Origin of the sequence: Azospirillum argentinense, from assembly GCF_000632475.1 — a bacterium.
Taxonomy (GTDB): Bacteria; Pseudomonadota; Alphaproteobacteria; order Azospirillales; family Azospirillaceae; genus Azospirillum; species Azospirillum baldaniorum.
In genome coordinates, this window is record NZ_CP007793.1 from 1755840 (window position 1) to 1780287 (window position 24448).

A 24448-nucleotide genomic window follows, 5' to 3' on the forward strand; every position below is an offset into this window, starting at 1 on the left:
ATCACCCACAGCGTGCGACGACGCTCAAAACTCCTGCAACACCTTGGGACTGTTCTGCAAAAGCGTTTCGATCATGCCGAGGATCTGCTCGATCTTCGTGCGGGTGGCGTCCAGTTCGTCGGCCGTCTTGTCGTCGATGCCGGCCTCCATCAGCATCATGTCGAAGGCGTTCAGCGTCTCCGAAAAGGCTTTCTGTTCCGCCTGGAGCACGTCGAAGGCGCCGAGCGAGCTGGTCAGCGCCAGCGGCGGATCGCTGACGAAGGCGTAGCTGATGTCGGTGAAATGGGCGATGGCCGTCAGCTTCTGCCGGATCACCCATTGCGGAAAGTTCGGCGGCAGGTCGTTCCCCGTCTCCGGAAGACGCTCCTGGATGGAGAAGACCAGCCCCTGGATGTCAAGATAGGCGTTTCGGATCTCGCGGAAATGGGGAAAGGTCTTGGGCTTGCCGGCGTTGCGGACACGACCCAGCCGGGCGTTGTCGTCGGTCAGCTTGCGCGCCATCTGGACCACGATGTTCGCCACCTTCCCCATCGCCCCGTCATCCTTTTGTCTCGCGGCTGTCATCGATCTATAGCATGCGCCGCCCGGCCGAGGGCAGGACGTTCACTGCGCTGGCCGCCCCTGCGCCTGCGGCAGGCGGTCGCCCACCCCGCGAAGCAGCGCCTCGCGCGCCGCGTCGTCGGGTGCCGCGTCCAGCGCCCGGTGCAGGTCCAGCAGGAAGGCGGCGTAGCGGTTGTGCCAGTCCCGCCCGGCGGTCACGGCCTCCGGCTCCAGCCGCGACGGACTGCCCTCGGTCGTTGCCGGCGCCTGTGCCGGGACGGAGGCGGTCAGGTCGGCCACCTCGTCCAGTTCGGGCAGGCGGATCAGCGCCGGGTCCCAGCCGCGGCGGACCAGGGCGTCGCGCAGACCGGCGCGGGCCTCCTCCTCGCCATGCACCAGGAACAGGCCGCGCTTCACGCCCTGCCGCGCCGCCACCCAGGCCAGCAGGCTGCTGCGGTCGGCGTGGCCGGAATAGACGTCCAGCGACCGGATGCGGGCGCGCACCGCGATCTCCTCGCCATGGATGCGGACGTTGGCCGCCCCCTGCTGCAACAGGTGGCCCAGCGTGCCCGGCGCCTGATAGCCGACCAGCAGGACCGTGGCCTCCGGGCGCCACAGATGGTTCTTCAGGTGATGGCGGATGCGCCCGGCGTCGCACATGCCGCTGGCCGCCATGACGATGGCGCCGCCCTTGATCGCGTTGAGCTTCTGGCTCTCCGCTGCGGAGCGCACACGGTGCAGGTTGGGCCGGGCGAAGGGATCGCCCCCGGTGCCGAGATCGGCCAGATGGCGGCGGAACACCCCGGTGACGGAGTCGGCCAGCGGCGAGTCGAGGAACACGTCGACCAGCGGGATCTCGCCGCGGTCGAACAGCCGGTGCAGGTCGTAGAGAAGCTCCTGCGTGCGCTCCACCGCGAAGGCCGGGATCAGCAGCGGGCCGCCCGCGGCGAGCGCCGCCCGCACCTCGTCGCGCAGCAGGGCCTGCCGCTCGGCCTCGCCCACCTCCACCCGCTCGCGGTTGCCGTAGGTGGTCTCCAGCACCATCCAATCGGGCCGCGGCGGCCCTTCCGCGTCGGCGTGGAAGGATTTGCCGCCCGGCCCGAGGTCGCCGGAGAACAGGATCGCCTCCGCCGTCCCGCCGCGCGTCACCTCCAGCTCCACCGACGCCGAGCCGAGGATGTGACCGGCCTGCCAGAAGCGGGCACGGATGCCGGGCAGCACCTTCACCCATTCCCCGTAATCGACGGCGTGCAGGTGGCGGATGGCCGCCTGGGCGTCGGCCTGGGTGTAGATCGCCTCCACCGCCGGGCGCCCGCGCTGGCGGTTGCGGCGGTTCAGCCGCTCGACTTCCGTCTCCTGGATGTAGCCGCTGTCGGGCAGCATGTAGGCCAGCAGGTCGGCGGTGCCGGCGGTGGTGTGCACCCGCCCCTTGAAGCCCTGGCGGACCAGCTTCGGCAGCAGGCCGGAATGGTCGATGTGCGCGTGGGTCAGCAGCACCGCCTTCACGGCGGACGGCTTGAAGGGGAAGGGCCGGTAATTCAGCTCCTTGACCGTCTTGGTGCCCTGAAACAGGCCGCAGTCGATCAGCAGATCGCCGTCGCCGGTGCGGATGCGGAAGCAGGAACCGGTGACCGTGCCGACGGCGCCGTGGAAGGTGAGGGACAGTGTCATGGCGAAACCCCGCCTTGTTGTGCCCTGTCCCTCTATCCTGCCTGACGAAGGGTTACCGGCCCGTCAACAGGGGCCCATCAACAGGGGGCTGCCAGCGCGTCGGCGATCAGCCGGGCGAGCGGCAGGGCGTTGCTGGGGTGCGGAACCCCGTCGCAGGACAACGGCATCCCCAGCCCTTCGGATTGGAAACGGGCGGCCACCGCCGCATCGAACAGGGCGTGGACCCCGAACACCCGGACCGACGCCGCCCCCGCGGCCCGCGCCGCCCGTGCGCAGGAGAAGATGGTCTCGCCGGAGCTGATGACGTCGTCGACGATCACCACGGGCCGGCCGGCCAGCGGCGCGTCGGCGGGCAGGGTTACCGTCACGTCGCGGTCGCCGCGCCTCTCCTTCCGCCCGACCAGGGCGGCGAGACCGAGCGGCCCGGCCACCGCCTCGACCAGCGGGGCGGCCTCCTCGTCCGGGCCGACGATCACGGCGTCGGGTGCTGTCCCGTCACGGCGCAGCCGCTCGGCGATGGCCCCGGCGCCGCTGAGGCAGACGGAGGGGCGCCCGACGAACACCTCGTCCAGCGTGTGGGTGCGGTGAAGATGCGGCTCCACGCAGACGAAGCGGTCGAACAGCCGGCCCAGCCAATCCCCCACCACCGTCTGGCTCACCGGCTCGCCCGGGCGGAACACCGCGTCCTGACGCATGTAGGCCATGTAGGGGGCGACGAGGCACAGCTCCGTGGCGCCCTGGCGGCGCAGGACGGAGGCGGCCAGCGTCAGTTCCACCAGCTTGTCGTTCGGGCGGTCGAGCGAGCGGTAGACCACGGCCCGCTCCACCGATTCGGGCAGGCGGACGAGGCTTTCCCCATCCGGAAAACGGTGCAGTTCGGCGATGTGGCAGGGAACGTTCAGGGCCTCGGCCAGACGCCGCGCGCCGTCGGCCGATTCTGGAAATCCGTAGACGCCCGTATAGCGGGCCATGCTGTTCCCTCTTGCGTTGCGCGCCCGGACATGGGCGCCCCGTTCGGCCCGTACTATGCCGCAAGGGCCGCAGCGGGGCGACCACGACCTTAGGCGCAACGTTACCGTGAAGGCGATAGGACGGCAGGGACGGACTCCTGAAAATGATGCTGCGGCGGTCTTCCACTCATTGACCGCAGACGAAGGTATGAGGCAGTTTCCCGCCATGCGCGTGCTCATCGCCGACGATACGGTCCTGATGCGCACCATGCTCTCGGAGCAGGTGGCGTCCTACGGCCATGACGTGATCCTGGCCAGGGACGGCCGGGAAGCGCTGAACCTTGCCCAGGCTGAATCCTTCGACATCGCCATCATCGATTGGGAGATGCCGCGGCTGTCGGGGCTGGAGGTGTGCTGGCTTCTGAAGGCCGATCCGCGCACCGCCTACAGCTACCTGATCCTGATGACGTCCCACGACGAACCCTTCTACGAGATGAAGGCGCTGGACGCCGGAGCGGACGACTTCATCCACAAGCCGGTCAACCGCGCCCACCTCAAGGCGCGGCTGAAGGCGGGCGGCCGCATCACCGAAATGCACCGGCTGCTGGTCGCGCAGGCGCAGACCGACCCGCTGACCGGCGTCGCCAACCGGCGCGCCCTTCTGGACCGTGCGGGTGAGGAGATCCAACGGGCGCAGCGGGCGCGGCAGCCTCTGTCCCTGCTGATCGCCGACATCGACCATTTCAAGCGCATCAACGACAGCCGCGGTCACGCCGCCGGCGACGAGGCCTTGCAGCGTTTCGTCCGGACGCTGGACGGCGCCCTGCGCCCCGGCGACCTGATCGGGCGCTACGGCGGTGAGGAGTTCGTGGTTCTGCTTCCCAACACCGCGCTGGCGGACGCCTCGGTGGTGGCGGAACGCTTGCGCCAGCGCGTCGCCGCGCAGGAGATGGGGCCGGACGGCGATTCGTTCCGCATGACCGCCAGCTTCGGCGTCGCGCCCGTCGCACCGGACGCCCCCGGCGGCATCGACGACGCGCTCCGGACGGCCGACGCCGCGCTGTATCGCGCGAAGGCCGAAGGGCGGAATCGCGTGGTCCCCTCTCCCTAGATCGTTCACGCCATGCCTCTCCCGCCCGTCTCCGGCAGCGAAGACAACGGGATGCGGGGAACAGGCGATGCGCCATGTCCATGTGGCGTTTCTGGAGGGGACGAAGGTCCTGATCGTCCGGCGGCGCGAGGTCAGCACGTGGTGGGGCCGCGGCCCGGCGGAGCCGCGGGTCGTCGACGCCGCAGGCCAATGGGCGGTGCCCGGCGGCGGCTACGAGAGCGTCACCAGCCCGCTTGCGGCGCTCCAGCGCCTGTTCCACGAACAGACCGGTCTCGCCTTCCCCGACGGACGGGCGGCGGAGCCATGGCGCCCCACCTCGCGGAGCTTCACGCTGTATTTCGTTCCGATGACCGGGCTGGAGTCGCTGGCCTCCTCGATCACCCTGCGGGTTGCGCAATCCGCCGTCACGCCCGGGCGCCCGGCGGGCGGCGCCATCGTGAACTGGGAGCTGTCCTCGGCCCACGTCGTGCCGCTCGCCAAGGTGGTCGCCCATCTGGGGGTGCGCCAGCCGGTCTCGCACGAGAACCAGCTCGCCATCACCCGGCAGGCGATGCGCTCGCCCTCCTCCCAGTCGATCGAGCGCTACGCGACCATGGCCGCGATCATCGCCCTGCAATGAGCCCGCCCCGCTGGCCTCAACCCTCGCTCTCCCCCGGCGGGGTGCGGACGGCGGTGGCCGCGAGATACTGGGCCGCCGTGCGCAGCAGGAACTCCGCCACCGCCATGTCGCCCAGGTCGCGGTCGGGGCCGCCCAGCCGGTGGCGGCGGTCCGCGTCGATCAGGCCGGTGGCGATCACCTGCGCGGTCAGCCACGCCCGCTGCTCCTCATCCGGCACGCCGGCCATACGCTCCAGCATCTCGTTGCAGGCATGGTCGATCGTTCCCAGGCCGGGCCGGTCGGACGACAGGTAGCTGGTTTCGTTCTGCGGCGCCGGCTCCCCAACGTAGGAGCGGGCGAGCAGCGCCGTCTCCAGGGTCAGCCGGAAGGCGGTGCGGCGTGGTCGCCCCTTCCGCCGCAGCCGCAGCGCCATCATGGTGAAGAGCTGGGCCACCGCCTCCACCCGCTCCGCCGGCACCTCGTCGAGGATGTCGACGATCTCGGCGCTGACGGCGTTGCGCGGCGCCTTCTCGCCGGGCCGCACCACCGCGGTGGCGAAGACGGCGATCAGGGTGCGCAGGGCATCGGCCTGTTCCACGGGAGAGATGCGGCCGATCTGGGCGGGGTCGAACATGGGGGCGCTCCGCTCTGGCTGGAGGGATCAACAACTCCTTCCAGCAATGTTGGAACGCGGGGGGCGGTCAGGAATCCCCCTCCTTCGGGTCGATGGTCTCCGCCCGTCGGCTGATCAGCTGATAGAGCCCGAGCCCGAGCACCATGAAGACGATGACCATCAGCAGGATGGCCGGATACACCATGTCGCTCATCTGCGAGGTCCGCGCCTCGAACACCAGCACCAGCCCTTCCAAGCTGGCGGCGATGATGATGGTGGTCAGGAACTTGGTCAGGGTGCGCCGCGCCTCGTCGGCGTGGCGCAACTCGCGGTCGTGCTCCAGCTCCTCCTCATAGAGATACTTGGCGATCTCGAAGACGGCGATGGCCAGCACGATCATGCCGACGCCGTCCAGCAGCCCGTGGGTCGTCGCCTCGATGTCGAGGAGCAGAAGGCTGTGAAACACCGAATAGGCGGCTACGCCGATGAACACCAGGGCGAACAGCATCAACACGCCGGTCGCCAGGAAATACATGACCCGCGACGCCTTTTGAAATCCGTTCCCCACGATGCGCTTCCCTTTCCGACGCGAGAGCCTGTCCTGCGGCTGTCAACGCATCGTCCCGGCTTTCGGACCGCAGCCTTGCGGGTCACCCCGGAAGGGAAGGTGGAACCGTCGGCCCGGCCCGCGTGTTTGGAGTCAGGCAGCACAGGGGATTGTGCCTCCTCGACAGGCTCCGCCGCGCTCCCTGAAGCGGCGGAGCCTTTCTTTTCCTGCCCCTTGTCTTCTCCTGCCCCTTGCGTTTATGGCTGCGGTGCCGGACCACGCCGACCACGGAACCGCCCCATGCCCGACACCCCGCCGCCCTCCGCCGAGTCCCTGCACGCCCTGCTCGACCGCTACCTGCGCTGCCCGTCCGAGCCGCTGCGCGGGGAACTGAATGAGGCTTTGACCGCCTTCCAGACGGCCTGGATACACGCCCGCGCCGGGCAGGACGCCCCGACGGCGCCCCCGCCCACCCCCGCCGCACCCGGCCGCGCCCCGGCGAAGCCGAAATTCCCGATCGCCGCCGCCGATCTGGCGGTGCTGGAGCGGATGGCCGAGGGCTGGGTCCCCACTGCGGCGGAGGTTCCCCGCTGGGTCTGGTTCGAGAACCGGGAGCTTGTGACGATGGAGCCCAACCCCGCCGGCAGCGGGCCGGAGGTGATGCGCCTCGCCCCCGCCGGTTGGGCCGCGCTGGGCCGCCAGCCGGGCTGAGCGGCGGCCCAAAAAAAGCGGGCAACAAAAAAGGGAGGCCGAAGCCTCCCCTTTCCTTCCTGGCGACCGGCTCCGCTTACTTCGGAACCTTGCCCTGCACGCCCTCGACGTACCAGTCCATCTTCAGGATCTGCTCGTCAGTGGCCTGCTTGCCCTCGGCGATCACGACCTTGCCGGACTGGTCCTTCACCGGGCCCTGGAAGGAGTGGCGCTTGCCTTCCATGATGTCGGTGCGGGTCTTCTCGGCCGCCGCGACGACGTCCGCCGGGAGCGCCGGGTTGTAGGGGGCCAGGAACAGCATGTGGTCCTTGAAGCCGCCCCAGGTGTCCTGCGACTTCCAGGAGCCGTCCAGCGCCGCCTTGACGCGGTTCACGTAATACTCGCGCCAGTCGTCCACGATGGCGGTCAGGTGCGCCTTCGGGCCGAAGCGGGTCATGTCGGAGGACTGGCCGAACACCCACAGGCCGCGCTCCTGTGCGACCTGGATGGCCGCCGGGCTGTCGGTGTGCAGCGAGATCACGTCGGCGCCCTGGTCGATCAGGGCCTTGGCGGCCTCGGCTTCCTTGCCGGGGTCGTACCAGCTGTTCACCCAAACCACGCGCACCTCGGCCTTCGGGTTCACCTCGCGCATGGCGATGGTGAAGGCGTTGATGCCGCTGACCACCTCGGGGATCGGGAAGGAGCCGATGTAGCCGATGATGTTCGACTTGGTCATCTTGCCGGCGATCTGGCCGATGACCGTCCGGGCCTCGTAGAAGCGCGCGGAATAGGTGGCAACGTTGGCCGAGCGCTTGTAGCCGGTGGCGTGCTCGAACTTCACGTCGGGGTGGCGCTGCGCGACCTTCAGCGTCGGGTTCATGAAGCCGAAGGAGGTCGTGAAGATCAGCTTGTGGCCGGAGGAGGCCAGCTGCTCGATCACGCGCTCGGCGTCGGCGCCCTCGGGGACGTTCTCGACGAAGGTGGTGGTGACCTTGTCGCCCAACTCCTTCTCCACGGCCAGACGGCCCTGGTCGTGCTGGTAGCTGTAGCCGTGGTCGCTGATCGGACCGACATAGACGAAGCCGACCTTCATCTTCTCCTGCGCGTCGGCCGCGCCGACGCCCAGCGCCAGCATGGCGGCGCCGGTGGCCAGACCCATCAGGGCCTTGCCCATGGTCCTTCTGTTCACGTGTTTGCTCCCTGATCCAATTGATTGAGCACGAACGTAAGACTTGCAGACATACCGGCGCCCGTCAGGCGTGAGCCCGTCAGGCATCGGGATGGAAAACCTTCCCGAGGCTGGCCGGCGCGTTCAGCCGGATTCGGGCGACATCGCGTGAAATCACCACCAGGACGATGACGGTAGCCAGATAAGGCAGCATCGACAAGAGTTGTGACGGAATGTCGATTCCCAGCCCCTGGACGTGGAGCTGCGCGATGGTCACCCCGCCGAACAGCCAGGCGCCGAGCAGCACGCGGCCCGGCTTCCAGGTCGCGAAGACCACCAGCGCCAGCGCGATCCAGCCGCGCCCGGAGGAAATGCCTTCCGCCCACATCGGCGTGTAGTCCAGCGACAGAAAGGCCCCGCCCATGCCGCTCATCGCGCCGCCGAACAGCACGGCGAGGAAGCGGATGCGGATGACTTTGTAGCCGAGCGCGTGGGCCGCCGCGTGGTTCTCGCCGACCGCGCGCAGGATCAGCCCCTTGCGCGTGGCGTAGAGGAACCAGTGCACCGCCGGCACCGCCGCCAGCGCCAGATAGACCAGCGCGTCCTGCCCGAAGAGCGCCTTGCCGATCACCGGCAGGTCGGTCAGGCCGGGGATGTAGAGCTCCGGCACGTCGGCGATGGGGATGCCGACGAAGCCCTGCCCGATCAGCGCCGACAGGCCGACGCCGAACAGCGTCAGCGCGAGGCCGGTCGCCACCTGGTTGGCGAGCAGGAGCAGGGTCAGCACGCCGAACAGCGCCGCCATGCCCGCCCCCGCCGCCGCTCCGGCGACGAAGCCCAGCGTGGAGCTGCCGGTCTGGACCGCCACGGCGAAGCCGCAGACGGCGCCCACCAGCATCATGCCCTCAACGCCCAGATTCAGGACGCCGGACTTCTCCACCACCAGCTCGCCCAGAGCGGCGAAGAGCAACGGCGTGGCGGCGGCCAGCATGGCCGCCAGGATCGGGCCGATCAGGGCCAGTTCGGCGCTCATGCCGCAGCCCTCCCCACCCCGGACCCGGCAGCGCCTTTCGCGCCGAAGCGCACGCGGTAACGGATCAGCACGTCGGTCGCCAGCAGGAAGAACAGCAGCATGCCCTGGAACACACCGGTGATGGCCTTGGGCAGGCCGAGCGCGATCTGCGCCGCCTCGCCGCCGATGAAGGACAGCGCCATCAGGAAGCCGGCCAGCAGGATGCCCACCGGGTGCAGCCGCCCCAGGAAGGCGACGATGATGGCGGTGTAGCCGTAGCCGGGGGAGATGGTCGGGTTCATCTGGCCGATCGGCCCGGCGACCTCGCCCAGCCCGGCCAGACCGGCCAGCGCGCCGGACAGCAGCAGCGTCAGCCAGATAATCTTCTTCTGGTTGAAGCCGGCGTAACCCGCCGCCGTCGGGGTCAGGCCGATGACCTTGATCTGGAAGCCGATGAAGGTCCGCGCCATCAGGAACCAGCCCGCCGCCACCGCGAGCAGGGCGAACAGCGACCCCAGATGCACGCGCGTCCCGGCGACGAGCAGCGGCAGCACCGCGTCGGCCTCGAACAGGCGGGATTCCGGGAAGGCGAAGCCGTCCGGATCGCGGTAAGGGCCGTGCATCAGGTAGTTCAGCAGATGCAGCGCCACGTAGTTCAGCATCAGACTGGTCAGGATCTCGCTGGCGTTGAAGCGCACCCGCAGGAAGGCGGGGATCGCCGCCCACAGCGCGCCGCCGGCCATGCCCGCGACGATCATCAGCGGCAGCAGCCACCAGCCGCCCTCGCCGTAGAAAGCCAACGCCAGCCCGCCGCCGGTGATGGCGCCGAGCGTAAGCTGCCCCTCGGCCCCGATGTTCCAGACGTTGGCGCGGAAGCCGATGGCGAGGCCGATGGCGCAGAGCACCAGCGGAGTCGCCTTGACCGCCAGCTCACCGAGGCCGCGCAGCGACATCAGCGGCGCGATGAAGAAGGCGTGCAGCGCCTTCACCGGGTCGAAGCCCATGGCCCAGAACAGCAGGAAGCCGCTGACGAGCGTGAGCGCGACCGCCAACAGCGGCGTCGCGTAGACCATCGCGCGCGACGCCTCGCCGCGGGGTTCGAGACGGAGGAGGGTCATGCCCGCACCTTGCCGAGGATTGCCCCCTCTCCCCCCCGCTCACGCGCAAACGAAGTTTGCGCTGACGCGGCAGGCGGACCAAAGGTCCGCCGGGAGCGGGGAGAGGGTTGGGGGGAGGGGGTTGCGCAGGGCGCGGCGTCCGGCAGAAGGGCATCCCCCTCACCCTCCCCTCTCCCCAGAGGGGAGAGGGTATGAAGCGTCGGTCCCATCACTCCTCATCCTCGTCGGGCGGGTGGTTGAACAGGCCGCCCATCAGCAGGCCGATCTCCTCCACGCTGGTGTGGTGGGTGGGACGGCTTTCCGAGAGATGGCCGTGGAACAGCACGGCGATGCGGTCGCTCAGCACAAACAGCTCGTCCAGATCCTGGCTGATGACCAGGACGGCGGCGCCGGAGCGCGCAAGGTCGATCAGCGCCCGGTGGATCGCCGCCGCAGCACCCGCGTCCACGCCCCAGGTCGGCTGGCCAACAACCAGCAGGCGCGGCTTCTGAAGAATCTCGCGGCCGATGATGAATTTCTGAAGGTTGCCGCCCGACAGCGACCGCGCCTCCGCCCGGTGGCCGTGGGTGACCACGTTGAAGGCGCCGATGATCCGTTCGGCGTAGGAGCGCGCGCGCCCGAAATGCACCAGCCCGCTGCGCACCAGCGGCTCGCGGGCGTAGCCGGAGAGCAGCGCGTTCTCCGACAGGCTCAGCTCCGGCACGGCGCCGCGGCCCAGCCGCTCCTCCGGCACGAAGGCGAGGCCGAGCAGGCGCCGCTCGCGTGGGCCGAGATGCCCGGCGGGCCGCCCCTCGATGGCAACCGACGCCGGGTCGGGCACCAGAGCCTCGCCGCTCAGCGCGGCCATCAGCTCCGCCTGCCCGTTGCCGGCCACACCGGCGATGCCCAGGATCTCGCCGGCCCGCACCTCGAAGGACACGTCCTTCAGGTTGGTGGCGAAGGGGTTGTCGGAGGTGGTGGAGAGGTGGCGGACCTGCAGCTTCGCCGCCCCGGCCTCGCCCTGCGGCAACCGCTCCGGGGTCGACAGCTCGGTGCCGATCATCATTTCGGCGAGGCTGCGCGCCGTCTCCCTGCGCGGATCGCAGCTCCCCACCACGCGCCCGCCGCGCAGCACCGTGGCGGTGTCGCAGAGCGCGCGGATCTCCTCCAGCTTGTGGCTGATGTAGAGGATCGTGCAGCCCTCCGCCGCCAGCCGGCGCAGAGTCTCGAACAGGCGCGTCGCCTCCTGCGGCGTCAGGACCGAAGTCGGCTCGTCCATGATGAGCAGCTTGGGGTCCTGGAGCAGGCAGCGCACGATCTCCACCCGCTGCCGCTCGCCGACCGACAGGTTGTGGACGTGGCGGCGCGGGTCCAGCGACAGGCCGTAGCGTTCCGACACCTCGGCGATGCGCGCCGACAGCGCGTCCATCGGGCCGGGCTGATCGAGGCCGAGCGAGATGTTCTCGGCGACCGTCAGCGTGTCGAACAGGGAGAAATGCTGGAACACCATGCCGATGCCCAGCCGGCGGGCGCCCGCCGGATCGGGAATGTGCGCATCATGCCCGTTCCACTGAATCCGGCCGGCGTCGGCGTGCAGCACGCCGTAGATGATCTTCACCAGCGTCGACTTGCCGGCGCCGTTCTCGCCCAGCAGCGCGTGGATCTCCCCCGGCCGGAGGACGAGATCGACCTGATCGTTCGCCAGACAGCCCGGAAAGCGCTTGGTGATGCCGCGCAGTTCGAGCCGGTGCGGAGGGGATGACACGGATGGGGAATCCAAGGAGACGGACCGGGTAGGGGTGAAGTCGGCAGGGCATTGCCAAAGCCATGCCACTTTCGGAGAGTCTTGCCCGTCAAGGCTGTTCGCCGTCAACAGGGGAAGCGGTTGCCCAGCCTGCGGTCATTCGCCCCGTTTCGGGCGCCTGTCGCAGCCCAACAAAGCGGCAGATGACCCAACAAATCAGCAGTTGCTTCGCACACGGACAGATGCCACGCCGCCGCACGGTTGACAAGAGGCCGCCGTCGTCCTCAGCTATGGGAAGGGCCGCCATTTCCGGCGGCCTTTGCTTATGGAGCTTTTGGAATGAACCGCAAGTCGATGCTCGGCGATCCGCCGCCGATCCGAATCACCCCCCATGACCTTGGGCGTCTCGACGTCCTTCTCGCCCATCTCAGCCAGCCCGCCGGCGTCATCGACTTCCTCCAGCGCGAGGTCGACCGCGCCGATGTCGCGGATTATTCCGACGACGGCGGAACGCCCTTCGTCCGGCTCGGCAGCCGGGTCACCTTCGCGGACGACCGGGGCACGCGGCATACCGCCACACTCATCACACCGGACGAAGCGGCCCGGCGCCAGGACGGCATCTCGATCCTGACACCGGTGGGCGCCGCCCTGCTCGGCCTGTCCGAGGGGCAATCCATCGCCTACGGCACGCTCGACGGCCGCACCAAGTCGGTGCAGGTCTTGCGGATCGAACCTCCGGCGGCCTGACGGCCCACCTGAAGGTCCATCGACCACGGCTTGCACCGTGGCGCGTCCGCGGAAAAGGCGGACGCGCCATGCAAGGGCACAGACCTCGCCACCCTTGCCTCCCCTGCCCCCTTCGCCCAACTATCGGGGACTTGAACGGGACAATCGGAGCAAGGGCATGACGGCGGAACAGGCGGGCTACGCGATCCTGGAGGATCGGGGCGTCATCGCGGTCGCGGGCGAGGACCGGGCGGCCTTCCTGCAAGGGCTGGTGTCCAACGACGTGCGCCGCGTCGCCGCGGACCGCGCTGTCTACGCCTTGTTCCTGACCCCGCAGGGCAAATTCCTGCACGACTTCCGCATCGCCGAATCGGACGGCGCCCTTCTGCTCGACCCCGAGACGGAGCGGCGCGAGGAATTCCTGCGCCGCCTGAAAATGTACAAGCTGCGCTCCAAGATCACGCTGGAGGATCGGGCCGACGCCATGCTGGCCGTCGTCCTGTTCGGCGGCGACGCGCTTGCGCGGCTGGGTTTGCCGGAGGAGGCCGGGGCCGCAATCCCCTTCGCGGGCGGCGTCGCCTTCACCGACCCGCGCCTGCCGGCGCTGGGCGCCCGTGCCTTCCTGCCGCGCGAGGGCGCCGCGGCGGCGCTGGAAGCGGCGGGCTTCGTTCCGCGCGGTGCGGAGGACTACGACCGGCTGCGCCTTTCGCTCGGCGTCCCGGAGGGCAGCCGCGACCTCACCCCTGACAAGGCGCTGCCTCTGGAGAACGATCTGGACGACCTCAACGCCATCTCCTGGGACAAGGGCTGCTACATGGGGCAGGAGTTGACCGCCCGCACCAAGTACCGCGCCCTGATCAAGAAGAAGCTGTTCCCAGTGACGCTGGACGGCCCGCTGCCCGCCCCCGGCACGCCGGTGACGCTGGAGGGCAAGGAGGTCGGCGAGATCCGCAGCGGTTCCGGCTCCTCCGCCCTGGCTTTGTTGCGGCTGGAAGACCTCACCCGTGCGGGGCAAGACGGATTGGTCTTGACAGCCGGAGAGGCCACAGTCACGCCGGCAAAGCCAGTCTGGGCAAGCTTTTGAGTTCTTCGTCACTTTTATTCCCGAAACTTGCACGGACTAGCCGAAAGATTTTTTCGATTTTCCGCGTGACCATTCCCGCCGAGGCCCTGTTGTCGAACTGCCTTACCGAGACAAACCAAGGCACTCGACGACACGCCGAAACACGGAGAGGAGTGAGTTATGCGTAGGGAAATCATCGCGGCTGCGTCCGTCCTGGCGCTGATGACCGGCACGGCGATGGCGCAGACCACGTCGCCGACCACCGGCAGCCCCACCACCGGCGCCCCGACCGCGACCGAGATGAACAAAAGCGGCAGCGCCCCGGGCAGCGCCGCGACCGGCAGCGCCACGACCGGCAGTGCCTCGGGCCTGACCGGCGGCACGCTCGCCAGCGCCGAGAACATGATGGGCAAGAACGTCTACGGCACCGACAACGAGAAGGTCGGCGAGGTCGAGGACATCATCCTCGACAGCAACGGCCAGGCCCGCCAGCTCGTGATCTCCTCGGGCGGCTTCCTCGGCATCGGCGAGAAGCAGATCGCCGTGGACATCGGCAACGCCAACTGGGACGCCCAGCAGGAGCGCGTCCAGCTCTCGGGCCTGACCCGCGATCAGGTGAAGGAGATGCCGGAGTTCGAGTACTCCGACACCACCACCTCGCTGAACCGCAACAAGGACAAGGCCGGCGACACGGTGAACGGCGCGGCGAGCCGCTCCTCCACCGGGACCTCCGGCACCATGACCGCCCCGGGCGGCGCCACCGGCACCCCGCCGGCCGCTCCGTCGGGCACCGGCCAGTAATCGCCGATCCGGTCATGAAAAGCCCCCGCGGCCAAGCGCCGCGGGGGCTTTTCCCTGTTCGGAATCGTGCTTACGGACGCGCGACGTGCCAGACGTTGTTGACGCCGTCGCCGGTGGTGTCGCCCGGCTTGCCGTCTTTCGCCCAGTTGTAGAGCGGCTTGCCCTTGTAGGCCCACTGCATGGAACCATCGTCGCGGGTGACGACCGAATAGTCACCCATCGCCTTGGCGCCCGCCGGGGCCATCAGGGGCGGCCAGTTGGTGGCGCACTGCCCGTTGCAGGCGGACTTGCCGCCCGCATCGCGGTCGAAAACGTACAGCGTCATGCCCTTGCTGTCGGTCAGCACGGGGCCGCCGGCCGACTGGCCGGTCTTGGCGGGCATGGCGCCCTGCGCGAAGGCGGACGGCGCGAAACCAGACGGCGCCACGAGGCCGAGCGCCAGCGCGATCGCCGCGGCGGCGGTGAAACGGGTGAAGCGGTGCATGGACGGAACCTCCCTGTCGTGACGGGGCGGGTAATTGGACCCGCCCCTCACTGACAGGACGCCCGCCGCGCCGCTTTATTCCGTCCCCACCCGAAGGATGATCAGGCCCGCAGCAAATCGACGAAGCGTCGGCAGGCGGCAATGTCCACGCGCAGGGCGGCGCGGCGCTTGGTTGCCTCCGGGTCCTCGCCCCAGGCTTCGATCTGGAAGGTCTCGTCGAGCTGTGACACCTCGAACGCCTCCTCGGCGTCGATGCGCCCCTCGACCAGCGCCAGCGCGACGATCAGCGAGCCGCAGGAACCGGTCGCGGTCTGGAGCGCCGACAGCGTCCAGTCGTCGTAGGCCTCGACCGCATTGCGCAGGGCGCGCAGCGCCTCGGGCGGCTGCGGCTTGGGCATCAGACCGGCGTTGACGTGCAGCGGCGCGTCGTAGCGCAACGTCGCCCAGTCGAGCAGCGGCTGCCAGCGCTGCGCCTGCCGCTCCACCAGGTTCCGGGGATGCTCCGCGCGGTAGCAGAGCAGGTCCGTCTCCGCATAGGCGGCCACGCCGTCGACGATGGCGGCACGGCCCTTGCCGATCAGGTCCACCGCCGTGCTGGCGAGCTGCATCAGCGGCATGCTGTCCGGAGCGATGTCCTCGGGCTGGGCGTCCCATTCGGCGGCGACGGCCTGGGCCAGCGGCCAGCTCGCGAAGACCAGCGGCGCCTTGGCCGGGCTGCGGATCGGGCGGTTGTCCAGGCGCACCTCGAAGCCGCCGCCGGCGGCCTCGTCGACGGAGGCGGTCTTGTAGAAGCGCTTCATCAGGGTCCTTCGAATGCTCTCTTAACGGTGCAACAGGTCCAGCACGGCGCCGGCCACCTCGCGCCCGCGGTGGACGATGCGGTCGGCCCCGGCGCCCTCCAGCTCGGCCACCGCGTGATAGCCCCAGGAGACGCCGACCGACGCGACCCGCGCGTTGCGGGCCATCTGAATGTCGTAGGTGGTGTCGCCGATCACAACCGTCCGCGCCGCCTCCACCCCGGTTTCGGCCAGAGCGCGGTAGACCATGTCGGGGTGCGGCTTGCCGGGGCCGATATCACTGGTCTGGAGCGTGACGAAGCGCTCGGTCAACCCGTGATGGGCCAGCACGGCGTCCAGCCCGCGCCGCGACTTGCCGGTCGCCACGCCGAGCAGAACGCCTTCCGCCTCCAGCGCGTCCAGCGTGTCGCGCAGGCCGGGAAACAGCGGCTCGTGCAGGTCGCCGCGGTGGCGCAGCGCCGCGAAGGCGTCCTTGTAGCTTTCCGCGACGGCCACATGGCGGTCGGTGTCCAGGTTCGGCAGCAGTTGCGATACCGCCTGCACCAGCGGCAGCCCGACCATGCGGCGCACCTCCAGCGGGTCCGGCTCGCCCAGACCGTGGACGGCCCAGGCGCTGGTCATGGCGTCGATGATGGCGAACTGGCTGTCCACCAGCGTGCCGTCGCAATCGAACAGGGCCAGCCGCAGCGGACGGGCATTCTCTGAGCTGCTCACGGGCATCGCCTCCGGGACGCGGGTCGTACCGGACTTATGCGGGCCGCGTCGGGAAAGCGCAACTCACTTTGCCGGCTGCGACACCGAAGGGCGCCAATGGAGCAGATGGACCGCCCCGCCCAGCAGCAGGCCCCAGAAAGCTGAGCCCACCCCGGCGAAGGACAGGCCGGAGGCGGTGACCAGCATGGTGACCAGCGCGGCCGTCCGGTTCGCCTCCACCTGCACGGCGCCCATCAGGGCGGAGCCGAAGGCGCCGACGAGTGCCAGCCCGGCCACCGCCTCGATCAGGATCGGCGGGGAGCGGGTGACCATCACCGCCGTCATCCCGGCCAGCCCGGCGAACAGGATGTAGCCGACGCCGCCGACGAAGGCGGCCTGCCAGCGCCGCGCCGGGTTGGGGTCGGCGTCCGGGCTGGCGCAGAGCGCCGCGGTGATCGCCGCGAGGTTGATGGTGGGCGCGCCGCCCAGCGCCGTCAGGGCGGAGGCCGCCCCCGTCGCCAGGAAGATCGGGCGGGTCGGCGGCGCGTAGTTGTAGGTCGCCAGGACGGCGAGGCCGGGAATGTTCTGCGACGCCATGGTGACGACGAACAGCGGCAGGGCGATGCCGACCATCGCCTCCCAGGTGAAGACCGGCTGCACGAAGGTCACGCTGGGCCACAGCGCGCCGGACAGCGCCGCCCCGCCGGCCAGACCGCTGGAAGGGTCCAGCGCCATCGCCCCCAGCGCCACCGCCACCGCGGCGGGCACGGCGTAGAGTCTTGCCACCCGCCCCACCACCGCCCAGGTTGCCAGCACCAGCAGCGCCATCCCCGGCGCCTGCGACACCGCCAGGAAGGGGGCGAGGCAGAGCTTCAGCAGGATGCCCGCCAGCATGCCGTTGGCCAGCGGCTTGGGAATCGCCGCGATCCAGCGGCCCAGCGGCGACCACAGCCCGGCCAGGACGATCAGCACCCCGGTCACCACGAAGGCCCCCACCGCGGCGGCGAAGCCGCCCTCCACCGCCCCGGTGGTGGCGAGCAGCGCCATGCCCGGCGTCGTCCAGGCGATGCTGATCGGCTTGCGTCGGTGCAGGCTGAGGCCCATCGCCGTCAGCCCCATGGCGAAGCCCAGCAGGACGAGGCCCGACACCACCTGCTCCGTGCCGGCACCCACGGCGGTTAGCCCATGGATGACCACCGCCACCGAACTGGCGTAGCCGACCAGGGCCGCCAGCAGGCCGGCGCCGACCGCGCGCAGGGAAAGCCCCGTCGAAAGGCCCGTCGCCGGGACGGTGTCGGAAGAGGACATGGCGCGAAACCCTCCATCGGGGGTGCAGGACGATGGGGAAGGTGATAGATTGGATCCAATATCCTGGCAAGGGGAGATCACGCATGGCGCTTAACGACGGGCTGTCGCGCCTCGTGGCGCGCGCGCGACCGCGCCACCGCACCACCGCGGAGTTCGTGGAGGCGACGCTGCGCGAGGCGATCCTGTCCGGGGTCATCGCGCCGGGCACGCCACTGCGGCAGGAGGAGCTGGCGGAAACCTTCGGGGTCAGCCGCATGCCGGTGCGCGAGGCATTGCGCCAGTTGGAGGCGCGGGCGCTCGCCGAGTTCCACCCGCACCGCGGGGCCGTCGTCGCGGAAATCTCGGCGGCGGACGGCGCCGACATCGGGGCGATCCGCATGGCGCTGGAACCGATGGCGCTCCGCCTGTCGCTGCCCGGCCTGACGGCGGCGGACCTCGATCAGGCGGAGGAACTGATCGCCGAGATGGATGGAGAGGCCGATCCCGGCCGCATGGGGGAGCTGAACCGGCGCTTCCACATGACGCTCTACGCGCGGGCCGGGCGGCCCCGGCTGCTGGCGCTGACGGAGCAGCATCTGCTGGCCGCCGACCGCTATCTGCGATTCCAGTTCGCGGCGCTGGGCTACCGGCCGCGGTCGCAGGACGAGCACCGCGCGCTGCTGGCGGCCTGCCGGGCGGGCGATGCGGACACGGCCTGCCGACTGGTCACCGACCATGTCGGGCAGGCGGCGGAGCAGCTTACGGCGTTTTTGGAGGGGCGCGAAGCGGGGTAAACCCCGCCTCTATTCGACCCCCTCGAACGGATCGCCCTTCAGGCTGGCGCTGAAGCCCAGATACTTCCAAGTGGTCAGCATGTGGTCGGGCAGCGGCGCCGTCACGTCGATCATCCGGTTGCCGCCGCGCGGGTGCGGCAGGATCAGGCGGCGGGCGTGCAGATGCAGCTTCTTCTGGACCTCGGCGCCCGGCAGATAGGCCCCCTGCCCGGCATACTTGCCGTCGCCCAGGATCGGCGTGCCGATGGCGTTCATGTGGACGCGGAGCTGGTGGGTGCGGCCCGTGCGCGGCCACATGGCCACGAAGGCCGCCTGCTTGCCCAGGTTTTCCAGCACCGTGTAATAGGTGACGGCGCGTTTGCCGTCGTCCTCGTCGCCGGCCACCCGCTCGCCCTGCGGCCCGCCTTCCTTGGCCAGCGCGAGGTCGATCTTGCCCTGGTAGGGCTTCGGCACGCCGACCGTGGCGGCCCAGTAGATCTTGCGCACGTCGCGGCCGCGGAACTGCTCGGTCAGCTTGGACGCCGCGAAGGTGTTGCGCGCCAGCAGCAGAACGCCCGAGGTGTCCTTGTCCAGCCGGTGGACCAGCTTGGGCCGCTCCTTCGCGTCGAAGCGCAGGGCGTCCAGCATGGCGTCGAGATGCTTGGTGGTGTTGGTGCCGCCCTGAACGGCGAGCCCGGCCGGCTTGTTCAGCGCGATGACGTCGCCGTCCTTGAAGAGAACCAGCGCCTGGAGCGCCGCGATGTCCTTGTCCGACATGGCCGGCTTCTTCGGCGCGGGGGCCGGGGCGGCGCCCTCCGGCTTGGCCCAGTCGGCCAGCGGCGGGATGCGGATGGACTGGCCGGCGGCGAGCCGGGTCGAGGTCTCCGCCCGCTTGCCGTCCACGCGGATCTGGCCGGTGCGCAGCAGCTTCTGAAGATAGCCGTGCCCCACGTCGGGGAAATGGCGCTTGAACCAGCGGTCGAGGCGCACATCGGCCTCGTCGGACGTCACGGTCCGGGTTTCAACGCTGGGGGCTTTGTTCTCACTCATCAAACGGGCACCGAAACAAGAGAACGCACGACCGCGAGGCCGGCAAAGAAACCCGCGATGGTCAGCACCATCGAGGCGAGGATGTAACCCGCCGCCGCCGGCAGGGCGTTCCGCTCCACCAGCAGACCGACGTCGAGCGTGAAGGAGGAGAAGGTCGTGAATCCCCCCAGCACCCCGACCATCAGCAACGCGCGCAGCTCCGGCGAGGGCGACCACACCAGCGCGGCCAGCTCTGCCAGCGCGCCCATGGTGAAGCAGCCCACGGCGTTCACGATCAGCGTCCCGTAGGGAAACTGCGTGCCCAGCCATTGGCCGACCGCCGTCATCAGCAGATAGCGCGCCATGGAGCCGACGGCACCGCCGACGGCGACCGCGGCGAGCGTGGACGGTGATGCGATCACGAAGCCTCCGGAACGGACGGGACGACGGGCATCCCGCGCGGATTAGAGCCAGAATTGCGGCGGCTTGTCACGCGCCGGGCGCAGGAAGCCCCGCATTCCGGTCGCCCACGCCGAAGATCCAGCCCTCCTGCCGCCGCGCCCGCGCGTCCATGGCCGGCGGACTCCACACCGCCTGCCGTCCGGCCAGCCAACGCAGCCCCGCCGCGGAGACCAGCGCGTCCGCGTCATGGTCGGTCACTGCCCCGGACAGGCCGGCGGGCGGCGCGCCGAGGACGGCCAGCGCGGCGTCGACCGCCGCCCCGTCGCGGATCTTGCGCAGCCCGAAGCCGGCGCGGATGAGGAACAGGCGCGGGTAGATCTCGCAGAAGACGGTGCGGCCCGGCCCCGGCGGATCGAAGGGCCACACCGCCACCCGGTCCGGGGCCGCCTGCTTCAGCGCGCGCAGCATGCGCATCCCGGCCAGCCCGCCCTTCCCCACCTGCTTGGCGCCGATCAGCTTGTAGGGGCTCTGCGGGCTGCCGTAGCCGTCGGCGCGGCACACCCGCTCGGTCAGCCGGTGCGGGTCGCGGTACCAGTCCGGCTGCATCCCGGCGCGCCAGAAATCGGCGCCGTAGTCCGGGTGCGCCGCGAAGCCGCCTCCGGCGAAGTCCGGCTCCGCCCCGGCCACCGCCTCCACCCGGTCCCACAGGTCGAACACCGTCGCCGCGTCGGGGTCGGGGAAATAGCGCTGAGCCACGTCGAAGGGCAGCGAGAAGGCGCAGTCGATTCCTACCAGCGCCGGCCCGCGCTCCAGCCCGTCGAGCAGCCAGTCGAACACGGCGGTGCGCGACCATTGCCGCTCCGTGGGCGCGACGATCCGCGGCGGCCCCTCGGCTCCGCATTCGGCAACGGCAACGCCCGCGTAGCGCTTGCCGGCGGCGCCCGACCAATCGATGGCGATGAAGCGTGAGAATGCCGGAACTGAGTCACCCACCATCATGCCCACGCGCCTCCTCCCATTTCACGAATCCTGACACCGAGCATCCGTGAAACAACACGAAGTGTGCGGGGACAACGACGACATCGGGCGCTGCAGTGACGCGCGCTCCTTCACCAGCACGACCATGACTTATGGGTTCGAACACGCTGGCCCGCCGCACGCCCCGATCTGGATTCTCGGGGTCGCCTACCCGAAGCCGTGAAACGATCCTACTCCTCGCCCTCGGCCGCCTTGCGCTCGCGCAGGCGCGCCCAATAGTCCTGGCGCTTCTTGATCTCGCGCTCGAATCCGCGCTCCACCGGCTGGTAGAAGGCGCGCCGCGCCATGCCCTCCGGGAAGTAGTTCTGGCCGGAGAAGCCGTCCGCCGTGTCGTGGTCGTACTCGTAGCCCTTGCCGTAGCCGATCTGCTTCATCAGCTTGGTCGGGGCGTTCAGGATGTGCTTGGGCGGCATCAGGCTGCCGGTTTCCTTGGCGGCGCGCACCGCGCTCTTGTAGGCGGTGTAGCCGGCGTTCGACTTCGGCGCCGTCCCCAGATAGATCACCAGCTGGGCGATGGCGAGTTCCCCCTCCGGGCTGCCCAGCCGCTCGTAGGCCTCCCAGGCGGCGGTGGCCTGGGCCAGCGCGTTGGGGTCGGCCATGCCGATGTCCTCCACCGCGAAGCGGGTCAGCCGCCGGGCGATGTAGCGCGGGTCCTCGCCACCTTCCAGCATGCGGGCGTACCAGTAGAGCGCCGCGTCGGTGTCCGACCCGCGCAGCGACTTGTGCAGCGCGCTGATAAGGTTGTAGTGCCCCTCCTGCGCCTTGTCGTAGAGCGGGGCGCGGCGCTGGATGGCGGTGGCGAGCGCGTTGTTGTCGAGAAGCGCCCCGTCCTCCGGCACCGGCAGGGCGAACAGCTCCTCGCAGAGATTCAGGCAGAAGCGCCCGTCGCCGTCGGCCATCGCCTTCAGTGCGGACCGCGCGTCTGGCGTCAGCGGCAGCGGGCGGCCCATCTCCGCTTCGGCCCGCGACAGCAGCTTTTCCAGCGCTGCGTCGTCCAGCCGGTTCAGCACGAAGACCTGAGCGCGGGACAGAAGCGCCGCGTTCAGCTCGAAGGACGGATTCTCGGTGGTGGCGCCGACCAGCGTGACCGTGCCGTCCTCCACATAGGGCAGGAAGCCGTCCTGCTGGGAGCGGTTGAAGCGGTGGATCTCGTCAATGAACAGCAGCGTGCCCTGCCCGGCCGCGCGCCGCGCCCGCGCGGCGTCGAAGACCTTGCGCAGGTCGGCCACGCCGGAGAAGACCGCCGACAGCGGCTCGAAATGCAGGTCGGTGGACAGGGCCAGCAGCCGCGCGATGGTTGTCTTGCCGCAGCCGGGCGGCCCCCACAGGATCATGGAGGCCAGCCGGCGCGCGGCGACCATGCGGCCCAGCGGGCCGTCGGGCTTCAGCAGATGCTCCTGCCCGACCACCTCGCCCAGGCTGCGCGGGCGCAGCCGGTCGGCCAGCGGGCGGGGGGCGCCCGCCTCGAACAGGCCGCCGGTGGCTCCGGAGTCGCCGCGTTTGCTCATCGCCGATCCACCGATCGCACCGGACCGGTCACTGGTTGGTGGGCGCGCCGCAGCGCTGGTAGCACATGCGCAGCGAATGCTGGCAGTTGTCGGTCGGCGAGAAGATGCCGCCGCGGTCCGGACGGTCGAGCCCGCTCTGCGCGCGCGCGGCCACCGAGTCCATGCAGGAGTTGTTGCTGCGCTCGCACTGGGCGCGGCAGGAATCGTCGCTGCCGACGCCGCCGTCCAGGCGGAGCGACGGGTCTTCGACCCCGCGGGCCGGGCGCGAGGATGCCGGCGCCCCGGCGGGAGCCGTCGTAGGGGCCGTGGTGGAGGCCGCCGGAGCACCGCCCACGGCGGCGCCGGACGAACGCCCCGGCGCGTCCGCGCAGGCGGCGAGCGCAACCAGGGCGAGGGCCAGCACCGGCCCCAGAATGAGTTTCGGACGGAACATCTCGGCTTTGACTCCCATTGTTCTTGCGTGACCCCGGACGTTGGCGGATGGTCCCCCGCATTGGACCATGCCGCGGGCTCGGCGCCCACTATGCCGGGAACGCAAGCGATAAGGGAATGCCTCAAATGAGTCCCAACAATCCCGGCCCGTCGCCGCGCCGCCGGACATCGACCACCGTCTTCGTGGCGCTGCTGATCGGCGGCTTGCTGCTGCTCATCGTGCGCATGCTCTCCATGCCCACCGTCAGCGCCGGCGAGGTCGTGCTGCCCCTGCTGGCCGGCATCGGCATGGCACTGGCCATCGGGGTGATGGTCATGCGCGACCGCCGCGAGCGCAACGCCCTGCCCCCGTCGGAGCGCAACCGCCAGGACCGCGGGATGCCCGATTGATGTTGGCCGGAAAATGAGGGTGACGCGCGGGGCCGAGCCCCGCGCGGCTCACACGAATTTGAAGCTGAGCAATCCGCCGATGATGATGACCAGCAGAACGGTCGTCACCAGCATCAGCCGCTTTTCGATGATGTCGCGCACCTGCGGCCCATAGAAATGCAGCAGGATCGCGATCATGTAGAATCGCGAGAATCGTGCGACGATCGAGCACAGGATGAACACCGTCAGGTCGAGGTGCGCGAATCCCGCGGTGATCGTCAGCAATTTGTAGGGTATGGGCGTGATGCCCTTGAGAATCAGGAACCAGGGGCCGAATTCGGCGAACATGTCCTGAAAGCGCTGGAACGACTCTTGTGCGTTGTAGAGGTCGATGATCAGCCGTCCGATGCTCTCGAACAGATAGAACCCGACCGCGTAGCCGAACAGCCCGCCGATCAGCGAGGCCAGTGCGCAGATGTTGGTGTAGCGCCAGAGCTTCTTGGGCTCCGCCAGACACATCGGCACCAGCATGACGTCGGGCGGCAGAGGGAAGAAGGAGCTTTCCGCGAAGGAGACGGCGGACATCCACCAGACGGCGTCCTTGCGGGCGGAGAGCTTGAGAATCCGGTTATAGAGAGGTTTCAGCATACCGCGCGCGCGGCGCCCTCCCGAAGTGACGGAACCCGAAAACCGGAAACCCTCCCTCCGGGGATGAACCCGAAGGGAGGGCCGGTCGGTCACCTATATCGTCGTCCGCGGCCCGGTGGGCAACGGCGGCGACAAGATTTCACGATCGCTCAACCGGGGGGCTCAGCCCTCGGCCTCGACCTCTTCCTTGATCTCCACCGGGCCCGAGTCCTGGCCCTTGGCGGCGACATCGCGGTCGACCAGTTCGATCACGCCCATGGCGGCGGCATCGCCGTAGCGGAAGCCGGCCTTCAGAACGCGGCTGTAGCCACCCTGGCGGTCCTTGTAGCGGTCGGCCAGGACGGTGAACAGCTTGGTCACCATCGCGTCGTCGCGCAGCTGCGCGAAGGCGAGACGGCGGTTGGCGAGGCCACCCTTCTTGCCGAGGGTGATCAGACGCTCGACGATCGGGCGCAGATCCTTGGCCTTCGGCAGGGTCGTCTTGATCTGCTCGTGCTTGATCAGGGCGTTCGCCATGTTCGAGAACATGGCCTTGCGGTGGCTGGTGGTCTTGCTGAACTTACGTCCGGAAACGCCGTGACGCATGACGGTCCTCCTTCATGGCGTGGCCCCCCTCGGGGAGCCGGTGGTGAACCCGACCGCCCAGTTTTCGGCTGG

At 69.6% G+C, this 24448-nt stretch carries 28 protein-coding genes; 8 read left to right on the forward strand and 20 right to left on the reverse strand.

Annotated elements, in window-relative coordinates:
• Positions 1 to 24: 24 nt before the first annotated feature.
• From ABAZ39_RS08380 to ABAZ39_RS08390, 3 genes are all read right to left on the reverse strand, one after another.
• Positions 25 to 531: a hypothetical protein gene (locus ABAZ39_RS08380; RefSeq protein ID WP_038528447.1), complete on the reverse strand. Its 507-nt coding sequence runs from the start codon at positions 529 to 531 to the stop codon at positions 25 to 27.
• Positions 532 to 603: 72 nt separating this feature from the next.
• The gene (locus ABAZ39_RS08385) at positions 604 to 2211 is read right to left on the reverse strand and encodes an MBL fold metallo-hydrolase (RefSeq protein ID WP_038528449.1); all 1608 of its coding nucleotides are present in this window, start codon (positions 2209 to 2211) and stop codon (positions 604 to 606) included.
• 77 nt (positions 2212 to 2288) lie between these two features.
• The gene (locus ABAZ39_RS08390) at positions 2289 to 3182 is read right to left on the reverse strand and encodes a ribose-phosphate diphosphokinase (protein ID WP_038528451.1); all 894 of its coding nucleotides are present in this window, start codon (positions 3180 to 3182) and stop codon (positions 2289 to 2291) included.
• A gap of 187 nt (positions 3183 to 3369) precedes the next feature.
• Here ABAZ39_RS08390 and ABAZ39_RS08395 point away from each other — a divergent pair, with 187 nt between their 5' ends.
• Together ABAZ39_RS08395 and ABAZ39_RS08400 are read left to right on the forward strand one after the other, a co-directional pair.
• Positions 3370 to 4272 (forward strand): GGDEF domain-containing protein, encoded by a 903-nt coding sequence (locus tag ABAZ39_RS08395; protein ID WP_160174806.1) that lies wholly within the window; start codon positions 3370 to 3372, stop codon positions 4270 to 4272.
• 67 nt (positions 4273 to 4339) lie between these two features.
• Complete coding sequence (locus tag ABAZ39_RS08400) at positions 4340 to 4891, forward strand: NUDIX domain-containing protein (RefSeq protein ID WP_038528455.1); 552 nt, start codon at positions 4340 to 4342, stop codon at positions 4889 to 4891.
• Between the two features lie 16 nt (positions 4892 to 4907).
• Here the strand turns inward: ABAZ39_RS08400 and ABAZ39_RS08405 are convergent, their stop codons facing one another.
• A complete protein-coding gene (locus ABAZ39_RS08405; protein ID WP_038528457.1) occupies positions 4908 to 5504 on the reverse strand; it encodes a hypothetical protein in 597 nt (198 codons plus the stop codon).
• Positions 5505 to 5571: 67 nt separating this feature from the next.
• On the reverse strand, positions 5572 to 6051 hold the full coding sequence (locus ABAZ39_RS08410; protein ID WP_014240080.1) for a hypothetical protein: 480 nt from the start codon (positions 6049 to 6051) through the stop codon (positions 5572 to 5574).
• A gap of 279 nt (positions 6052 to 6330) precedes the next feature.
• On the opposite strand from ABAZ39_RS08410, the gene ABAZ39_RS08415 reads away from it, so the two are divergent.
• Complete coding sequence (locus ABAZ39_RS08415; RefSeq protein ID WP_038528462.1) at positions 6331 to 6741, forward strand: hypothetical protein; 411 nt, start codon at positions 6331 to 6333, stop codon at positions 6739 to 6741.
• A 76-nt stretch (positions 6742 to 6817) separates the two neighbouring features.
• Here the strand turns inward: ABAZ39_RS08415 and ABAZ39_RS08420 are convergent, their stop codons facing one another.
• The 4 genes from ABAZ39_RS08420 to ABAZ39_RS08435 form a co-directional block, all read right to left on the reverse strand.
• The gene (locus tag ABAZ39_RS08420; RefSeq protein ID WP_014240078.1) at positions 6818 to 7894 is read right to left on the reverse strand and encodes a BMP family ABC transporter substrate-binding protein; all 1077 of its coding nucleotides are present in this window, start codon (positions 7892 to 7894) and stop codon (positions 6818 to 6820) included.
• A 94-nt stretch (positions 7895 to 7988) separates the two neighbouring features.
• Complete coding sequence (locus ABAZ39_RS08425) at positions 7989 to 8921, reverse strand: ABC transporter permease (RefSeq protein ID WP_038528464.1); 933 nt, start codon at positions 8919 to 8921, stop codon at positions 7989 to 7991.
• A complete protein-coding gene (locus tag ABAZ39_RS08430; protein ID WP_038528467.1) occupies positions 8918 to 10018 on the reverse strand; it encodes an ABC transporter permease in 1101 nt (366 codons plus the stop codon). Before ABAZ39_RS08430 ends, ABAZ39_RS08425 begins: the two co-directional genes overlap by 4 nt.
• Before the next feature lie 208 nt (positions 10019 to 10226).
• Positions 10227 to 11762, reverse strand: a complete 1536-nt coding sequence (locus ABAZ39_RS08435; protein ID WP_081862924.1) for an ABC transporter ATP-binding protein — start codon at positions 11760 to 11762, stop codon at positions 10227 to 10229.
• 318 nt (positions 11763 to 12080) lie between these two features.
• Here ABAZ39_RS08435 and ABAZ39_RS08440 point away from each other — a divergent pair, with 318 nt between their 5' ends.
• The 3 genes from ABAZ39_RS08440 to ABAZ39_RS08450 all read left to right on the forward strand — a co-directional run bounded on the left by ABAZ39_RS08440 (position 12081) and on the right by ABAZ39_RS08450 (position 14331).
• Positions 12081 to 12488: a GreA/GreB family elongation factor gene (locus ABAZ39_RS08440; RefSeq protein ID WP_038528471.1), complete on the forward strand. Its 408-nt coding sequence runs from the start codon at positions 12081 to 12083 to the stop codon at positions 12486 to 12488.
• 157 nt (positions 12489 to 12645) lie between these two features.
• Complete coding sequence (ygfZ, locus tag ABAZ39_RS08445; protein WP_014240072.1) at positions 12646 to 13551, forward strand: CAF17-like 4Fe-4S cluster assembly/insertion protein YgfZ; 906 nt, start codon at positions 12646 to 12648, stop codon at positions 13549 to 13551.
• 159 nt (positions 13552 to 13710) lie between these two features.
• Positions 13711 to 14331 (forward strand): PRC-barrel domain-containing protein, encoded by a 621-nt coding sequence (locus ABAZ39_RS08450; protein ID WP_038528474.1) that lies wholly within the window; start codon positions 13711 to 13713, stop codon positions 14329 to 14331.
• Positions 14332 to 14401: 70 nt separating this feature from the next.
• Here the strand turns inward: ABAZ39_RS08450 and ABAZ39_RS08455 are convergent, their stop codons facing one another.
• The 4 genes from ABAZ39_RS08455 to ABAZ39_RS08470 form a co-directional block, all read right to left on the reverse strand.
• A complete protein-coding gene (locus ABAZ39_RS08455; RefSeq protein WP_247875111.1) occupies positions 14402 to 14815 on the reverse strand; it encodes a COG4315 family predicted lipoprotein in 414 nt (137 codons plus the stop codon).
• 101 nt (positions 14816 to 14916) lie between these two features.
• Positions 14917 to 15615, reverse strand: coding sequence for an ATP12 family chaperone protein (locus tag ABAZ39_RS08460; RefSeq protein WP_014240068.1), 699 nt, complete (start codon positions 15613 to 15615; stop codon positions 14917 to 14919).
• A 21-nt stretch (positions 15616 to 15636) separates the two neighbouring features.
• Positions 15637 to 16326 (reverse strand): HAD-IA family hydrolase, encoded by a 690-nt coding sequence (locus tag ABAZ39_RS08465; protein ID WP_103040761.1) that lies wholly within the window; start codon positions 16324 to 16326, stop codon positions 15637 to 15639.
• A 63-nt stretch (positions 16327 to 16389) separates the two neighbouring features.
• Positions 16390 to 17613 carry a benzoate/H(+) symporter BenE family transporter gene (locus ABAZ39_RS08470; protein WP_051657877.1) on the reverse strand — a complete coding sequence of 408 codons (1224 nt, stop codon included), beginning with the start codon at positions 17611 to 17613 and terminating at the stop codon, positions 16390 to 16392.
• Positions 17614 to 17696: 83 nt separating this feature from the next.
• On the opposite strand from ABAZ39_RS08470, the gene ABAZ39_RS08475 reads away from it, so the two are divergent.
• Positions 17697 to 18386: a GntR family transcriptional regulator gene (locus ABAZ39_RS08475; RefSeq protein ID WP_038528480.1), complete on the forward strand. Its 690-nt coding sequence runs from the start codon at positions 17697 to 17699 to the stop codon at positions 18384 to 18386.
• Between the two features lie 9 nt (positions 18387 to 18395).
• Here ABAZ39_RS08475 and ABAZ39_RS08480 read toward each other — a convergent pair whose 3' ends face one another.
• The 5 genes from ABAZ39_RS08480 to ABAZ39_RS08500 all read right to left on the reverse strand — a co-directional run bounded on the left by ABAZ39_RS08480 (position 18396) and on the right by ABAZ39_RS08500 (position 22775).
• On the reverse strand, positions 18396 to 19415 hold the full coding sequence (locus ABAZ39_RS08480; protein WP_038528483.1) for an RluA family pseudouridine synthase: 1020 nt from the start codon (positions 19413 to 19415) through the stop codon (positions 18396 to 18398).
• The gene (gene crcB, locus ABAZ39_RS08485; protein ID WP_038528485.1) at positions 19415 to 19816 is read right to left on the reverse strand and encodes a fluoride efflux transporter CrcB; all 402 of its coding nucleotides are present in this window, start codon (positions 19814 to 19816) and stop codon (positions 19415 to 19417) included. Before crcB ends, ABAZ39_RS08480 begins: the two co-directional genes overlap by 1 nt.
• 67 nt (positions 19817 to 19883) lie before the next feature.
• A complete protein-coding gene (locus tag ABAZ39_RS08490) occupies positions 19884 to 20795 on the reverse strand; it encodes a hypothetical protein (protein WP_038528488.1) in 912 nt (303 codons plus the stop codon).
• A gap of 209 nt (positions 20796 to 21004) precedes the next feature.
• Entirely contained in the window at positions 21005 to 22342 is a 1338-nt protein-coding gene (locus ABAZ39_RS08495; protein WP_038528491.1) for a replication-associated recombination protein A, read from the reverse strand.
• A gap of 28 nt (positions 22343 to 22370) precedes the next feature.
• On the reverse strand, positions 22371 to 22775 hold the full coding sequence (locus ABAZ39_RS08500) for a hypothetical protein (protein ID WP_144243479.1): 405 nt from the start codon (positions 22773 to 22775) through the stop codon (positions 22371 to 22373).
• Between the two features lie 125 nt (positions 22776 to 22900).
• Between ABAZ39_RS08500 and ABAZ39_RS08505 the strand changes: the two genes are divergently transcribed.
• On the forward strand, positions 22901 to 23164 hold the full coding sequence (locus ABAZ39_RS08505; protein ID WP_038528496.1) for a hypothetical protein: 264 nt from the start codon (positions 22901 to 22903) through the stop codon (positions 23162 to 23164).
• Between the two features lie 48 nt (positions 23165 to 23212).
• Here the strand turns inward: ABAZ39_RS08505 and ABAZ39_RS08510 are convergent, their stop codons facing one another.
• Positions 23213 to 23791, reverse strand: a complete 579-nt coding sequence (locus tag ABAZ39_RS08510) for a YqaA family protein (protein WP_014240057.1) — start codon at positions 23789 to 23791, stop codon at positions 23213 to 23215.
• 162 nt (positions 23792 to 23953) lie between these two features.
• Complete coding sequence (rplQ, locus tag ABAZ39_RS08515; protein ID WP_014240056.1) at positions 23954 to 24376, reverse strand: 50S ribosomal protein L17; 423 nt, start codon at positions 24374 to 24376, stop codon at positions 23954 to 23956.
• Positions 24377 to 24448 lie beyond the last annotated feature (72 nt).

Bases quoted from the DNA above. Each gene is read 5' to 3' on its own strand.
- ABAZ39_RS08495 (WP_038528491.1), bottom strand. From the start codon at position 22,342: ATGAGCAAACGCGGCGACTCCGGAGCCACCGGCGGCCTGTTCGAGGCG.
- ABAZ39_RS08430 (WP_038528467.1), bottom strand. From the start codon at position 10,018: ATGACCCTCCTCCGTCTCGAACCCCGCGGCGAGGCGTCGCGCGCGATG.
- ABAZ39_RS08440 (WP_038528471.1), top strand. From the start codon at position 12,081: ATGAACCGCAAGTCGATGCTCGGCGATCCGCCGCCGATCCGAATCACC.
- ABAZ39_RS08455 (WP_247875111.1), bottom strand. From the start codon at position 14,815: ATGCACCGCTTCACCCGTTTCACCGCCGCCGCGGCGATCGCGCTGGCG.
- ABAZ39_RS08425 (WP_038528464.1), bottom strand. From the start codon at position 8,921: ATGAGCGCCGAACTGGCCCTGATCGGCCCGATCCTGGCGGCCATGCTG.
- ABAZ39_RS08500 (WP_144243479.1), bottom strand. From the start codon at position 22,775: ATGTTCCGTCCGAAACTCATTCTGGGGCCGGTGCTGGCCCTCGCCCTG.
- ABAZ39_RS08420 (WP_014240078.1), bottom strand. From the start codon at position 7,894: ATGGGCAAGGCCCTGATGGGTCTGGCCACCGGCGCCGCCATGCTGGCG.
- ABAZ39_RS08460 (WP_014240068.1), bottom strand. From the start codon at position 15,615: ATGAAGCGCTTCTACAAGACCGCCTCCGTCGACGAGGCCGCCGGCGGC.
- ABAZ39_RS08480 (WP_038528483.1), bottom strand. From the start codon at position 19,415: ATGAGTGAGAACAAAGCCCCCAGCGTTGAAACCCGGACCGTGACGTCC.
- ABAZ39_RS08505 (WP_038528496.1), top strand. From the start codon at position 22,901: ATGAGTCCCAACAATCCCGGCCCGTCGCCGCGCCGCCGGACATCGACC.
- ABAZ39_RS08415 (WP_038528462.1), top strand. From the start codon at position 6,331: ATGCCCGACACCCCGCCGCCCTCCGCCGAGTCCCTGCACGCCCTGCTC.
- ABAZ39_RS08470 (WP_051657877.1), bottom strand. From the start codon at position 17,613: ATGTCCTCTTCCGACACCGTCCCGGCGACGGGCCTTTCGACGGGGCTT.
- ygfZ (WP_014240072.1), top strand. From the start codon at position 12,646: ATGACGGCGGAACAGGCGGGCTACGCGATCCTGGAGGATCGGGGCGTC.
- ABAZ39_RS08400 (WP_038528455.1), top strand. From the start codon at position 4,340: ATGCGCCATGTCCATGTGGCGTTTCTGGAGGGGACGAAGGTCCTGATC.
- ABAZ39_RS08385 (WP_038528449.1), bottom strand. From the start codon at position 2,211: ATGACACTGTCCCTCACCTTCCACGGCGCCGTCGGCACGGTCACCGGT.
- ABAZ39_RS08395 (WP_160174806.1), top strand. From the start codon at position 3,370: ATGAGGCAGTTTCCCGCCATGCGCGTGCTCATCGCCGACGATACGGTC.
- ABAZ39_RS08475 (WP_038528480.1), top strand. From the start codon at position 17,697: ATGGCGCTTAACGACGGGCTGTCGCGCCTCGTGGCGCGCGCGCGACCG.
- ABAZ39_RS08490 (WP_038528488.1), bottom strand. From the start codon at position 20,795: ATGATGGTGGGTGACTCAGTTCCGGCATTCTCACGCTTCATCGCCATC.
- ABAZ39_RS08380 (WP_038528447.1), bottom strand. From the start codon at position 531: ATGGGGAAGGTGGCGAACATCGTGGTCCAGATGGCGCGCAAGCTGACC.
- ABAZ39_RS08510 (WP_014240057.1), bottom strand. From the start codon at position 23,791: ATGCTGAAACCTCTCTATAACCGGATTCTCAAGCTCTCCGCCCGCAAG.
- ABAZ39_RS08390 (WP_038528451.1), bottom strand. From the start codon at position 3,182: ATGGCCCGCTATACGGGCGTCTACGGATTTCCAGAATCGGCCGACGGC.
- rplQ (WP_014240056.1), bottom strand. From the start codon at position 24,376: ATGCGTCACGGCGTTTCCGGACGTAAGTTCAGCAAGACCACCAGCCAC.
- ABAZ39_RS08405 (WP_038528457.1), bottom strand. From the start codon at position 5,504: ATGTTCGACCCCGCCCAGATCGGCCGCATCTCTCCCGTGGAACAGGCC.
- ABAZ39_RS08450 (WP_038528474.1), top strand. From the start codon at position 13,711: ATGCGTAGGGAAATCATCGCGGCTGCGTCCGTCCTGGCGCTGATGACC.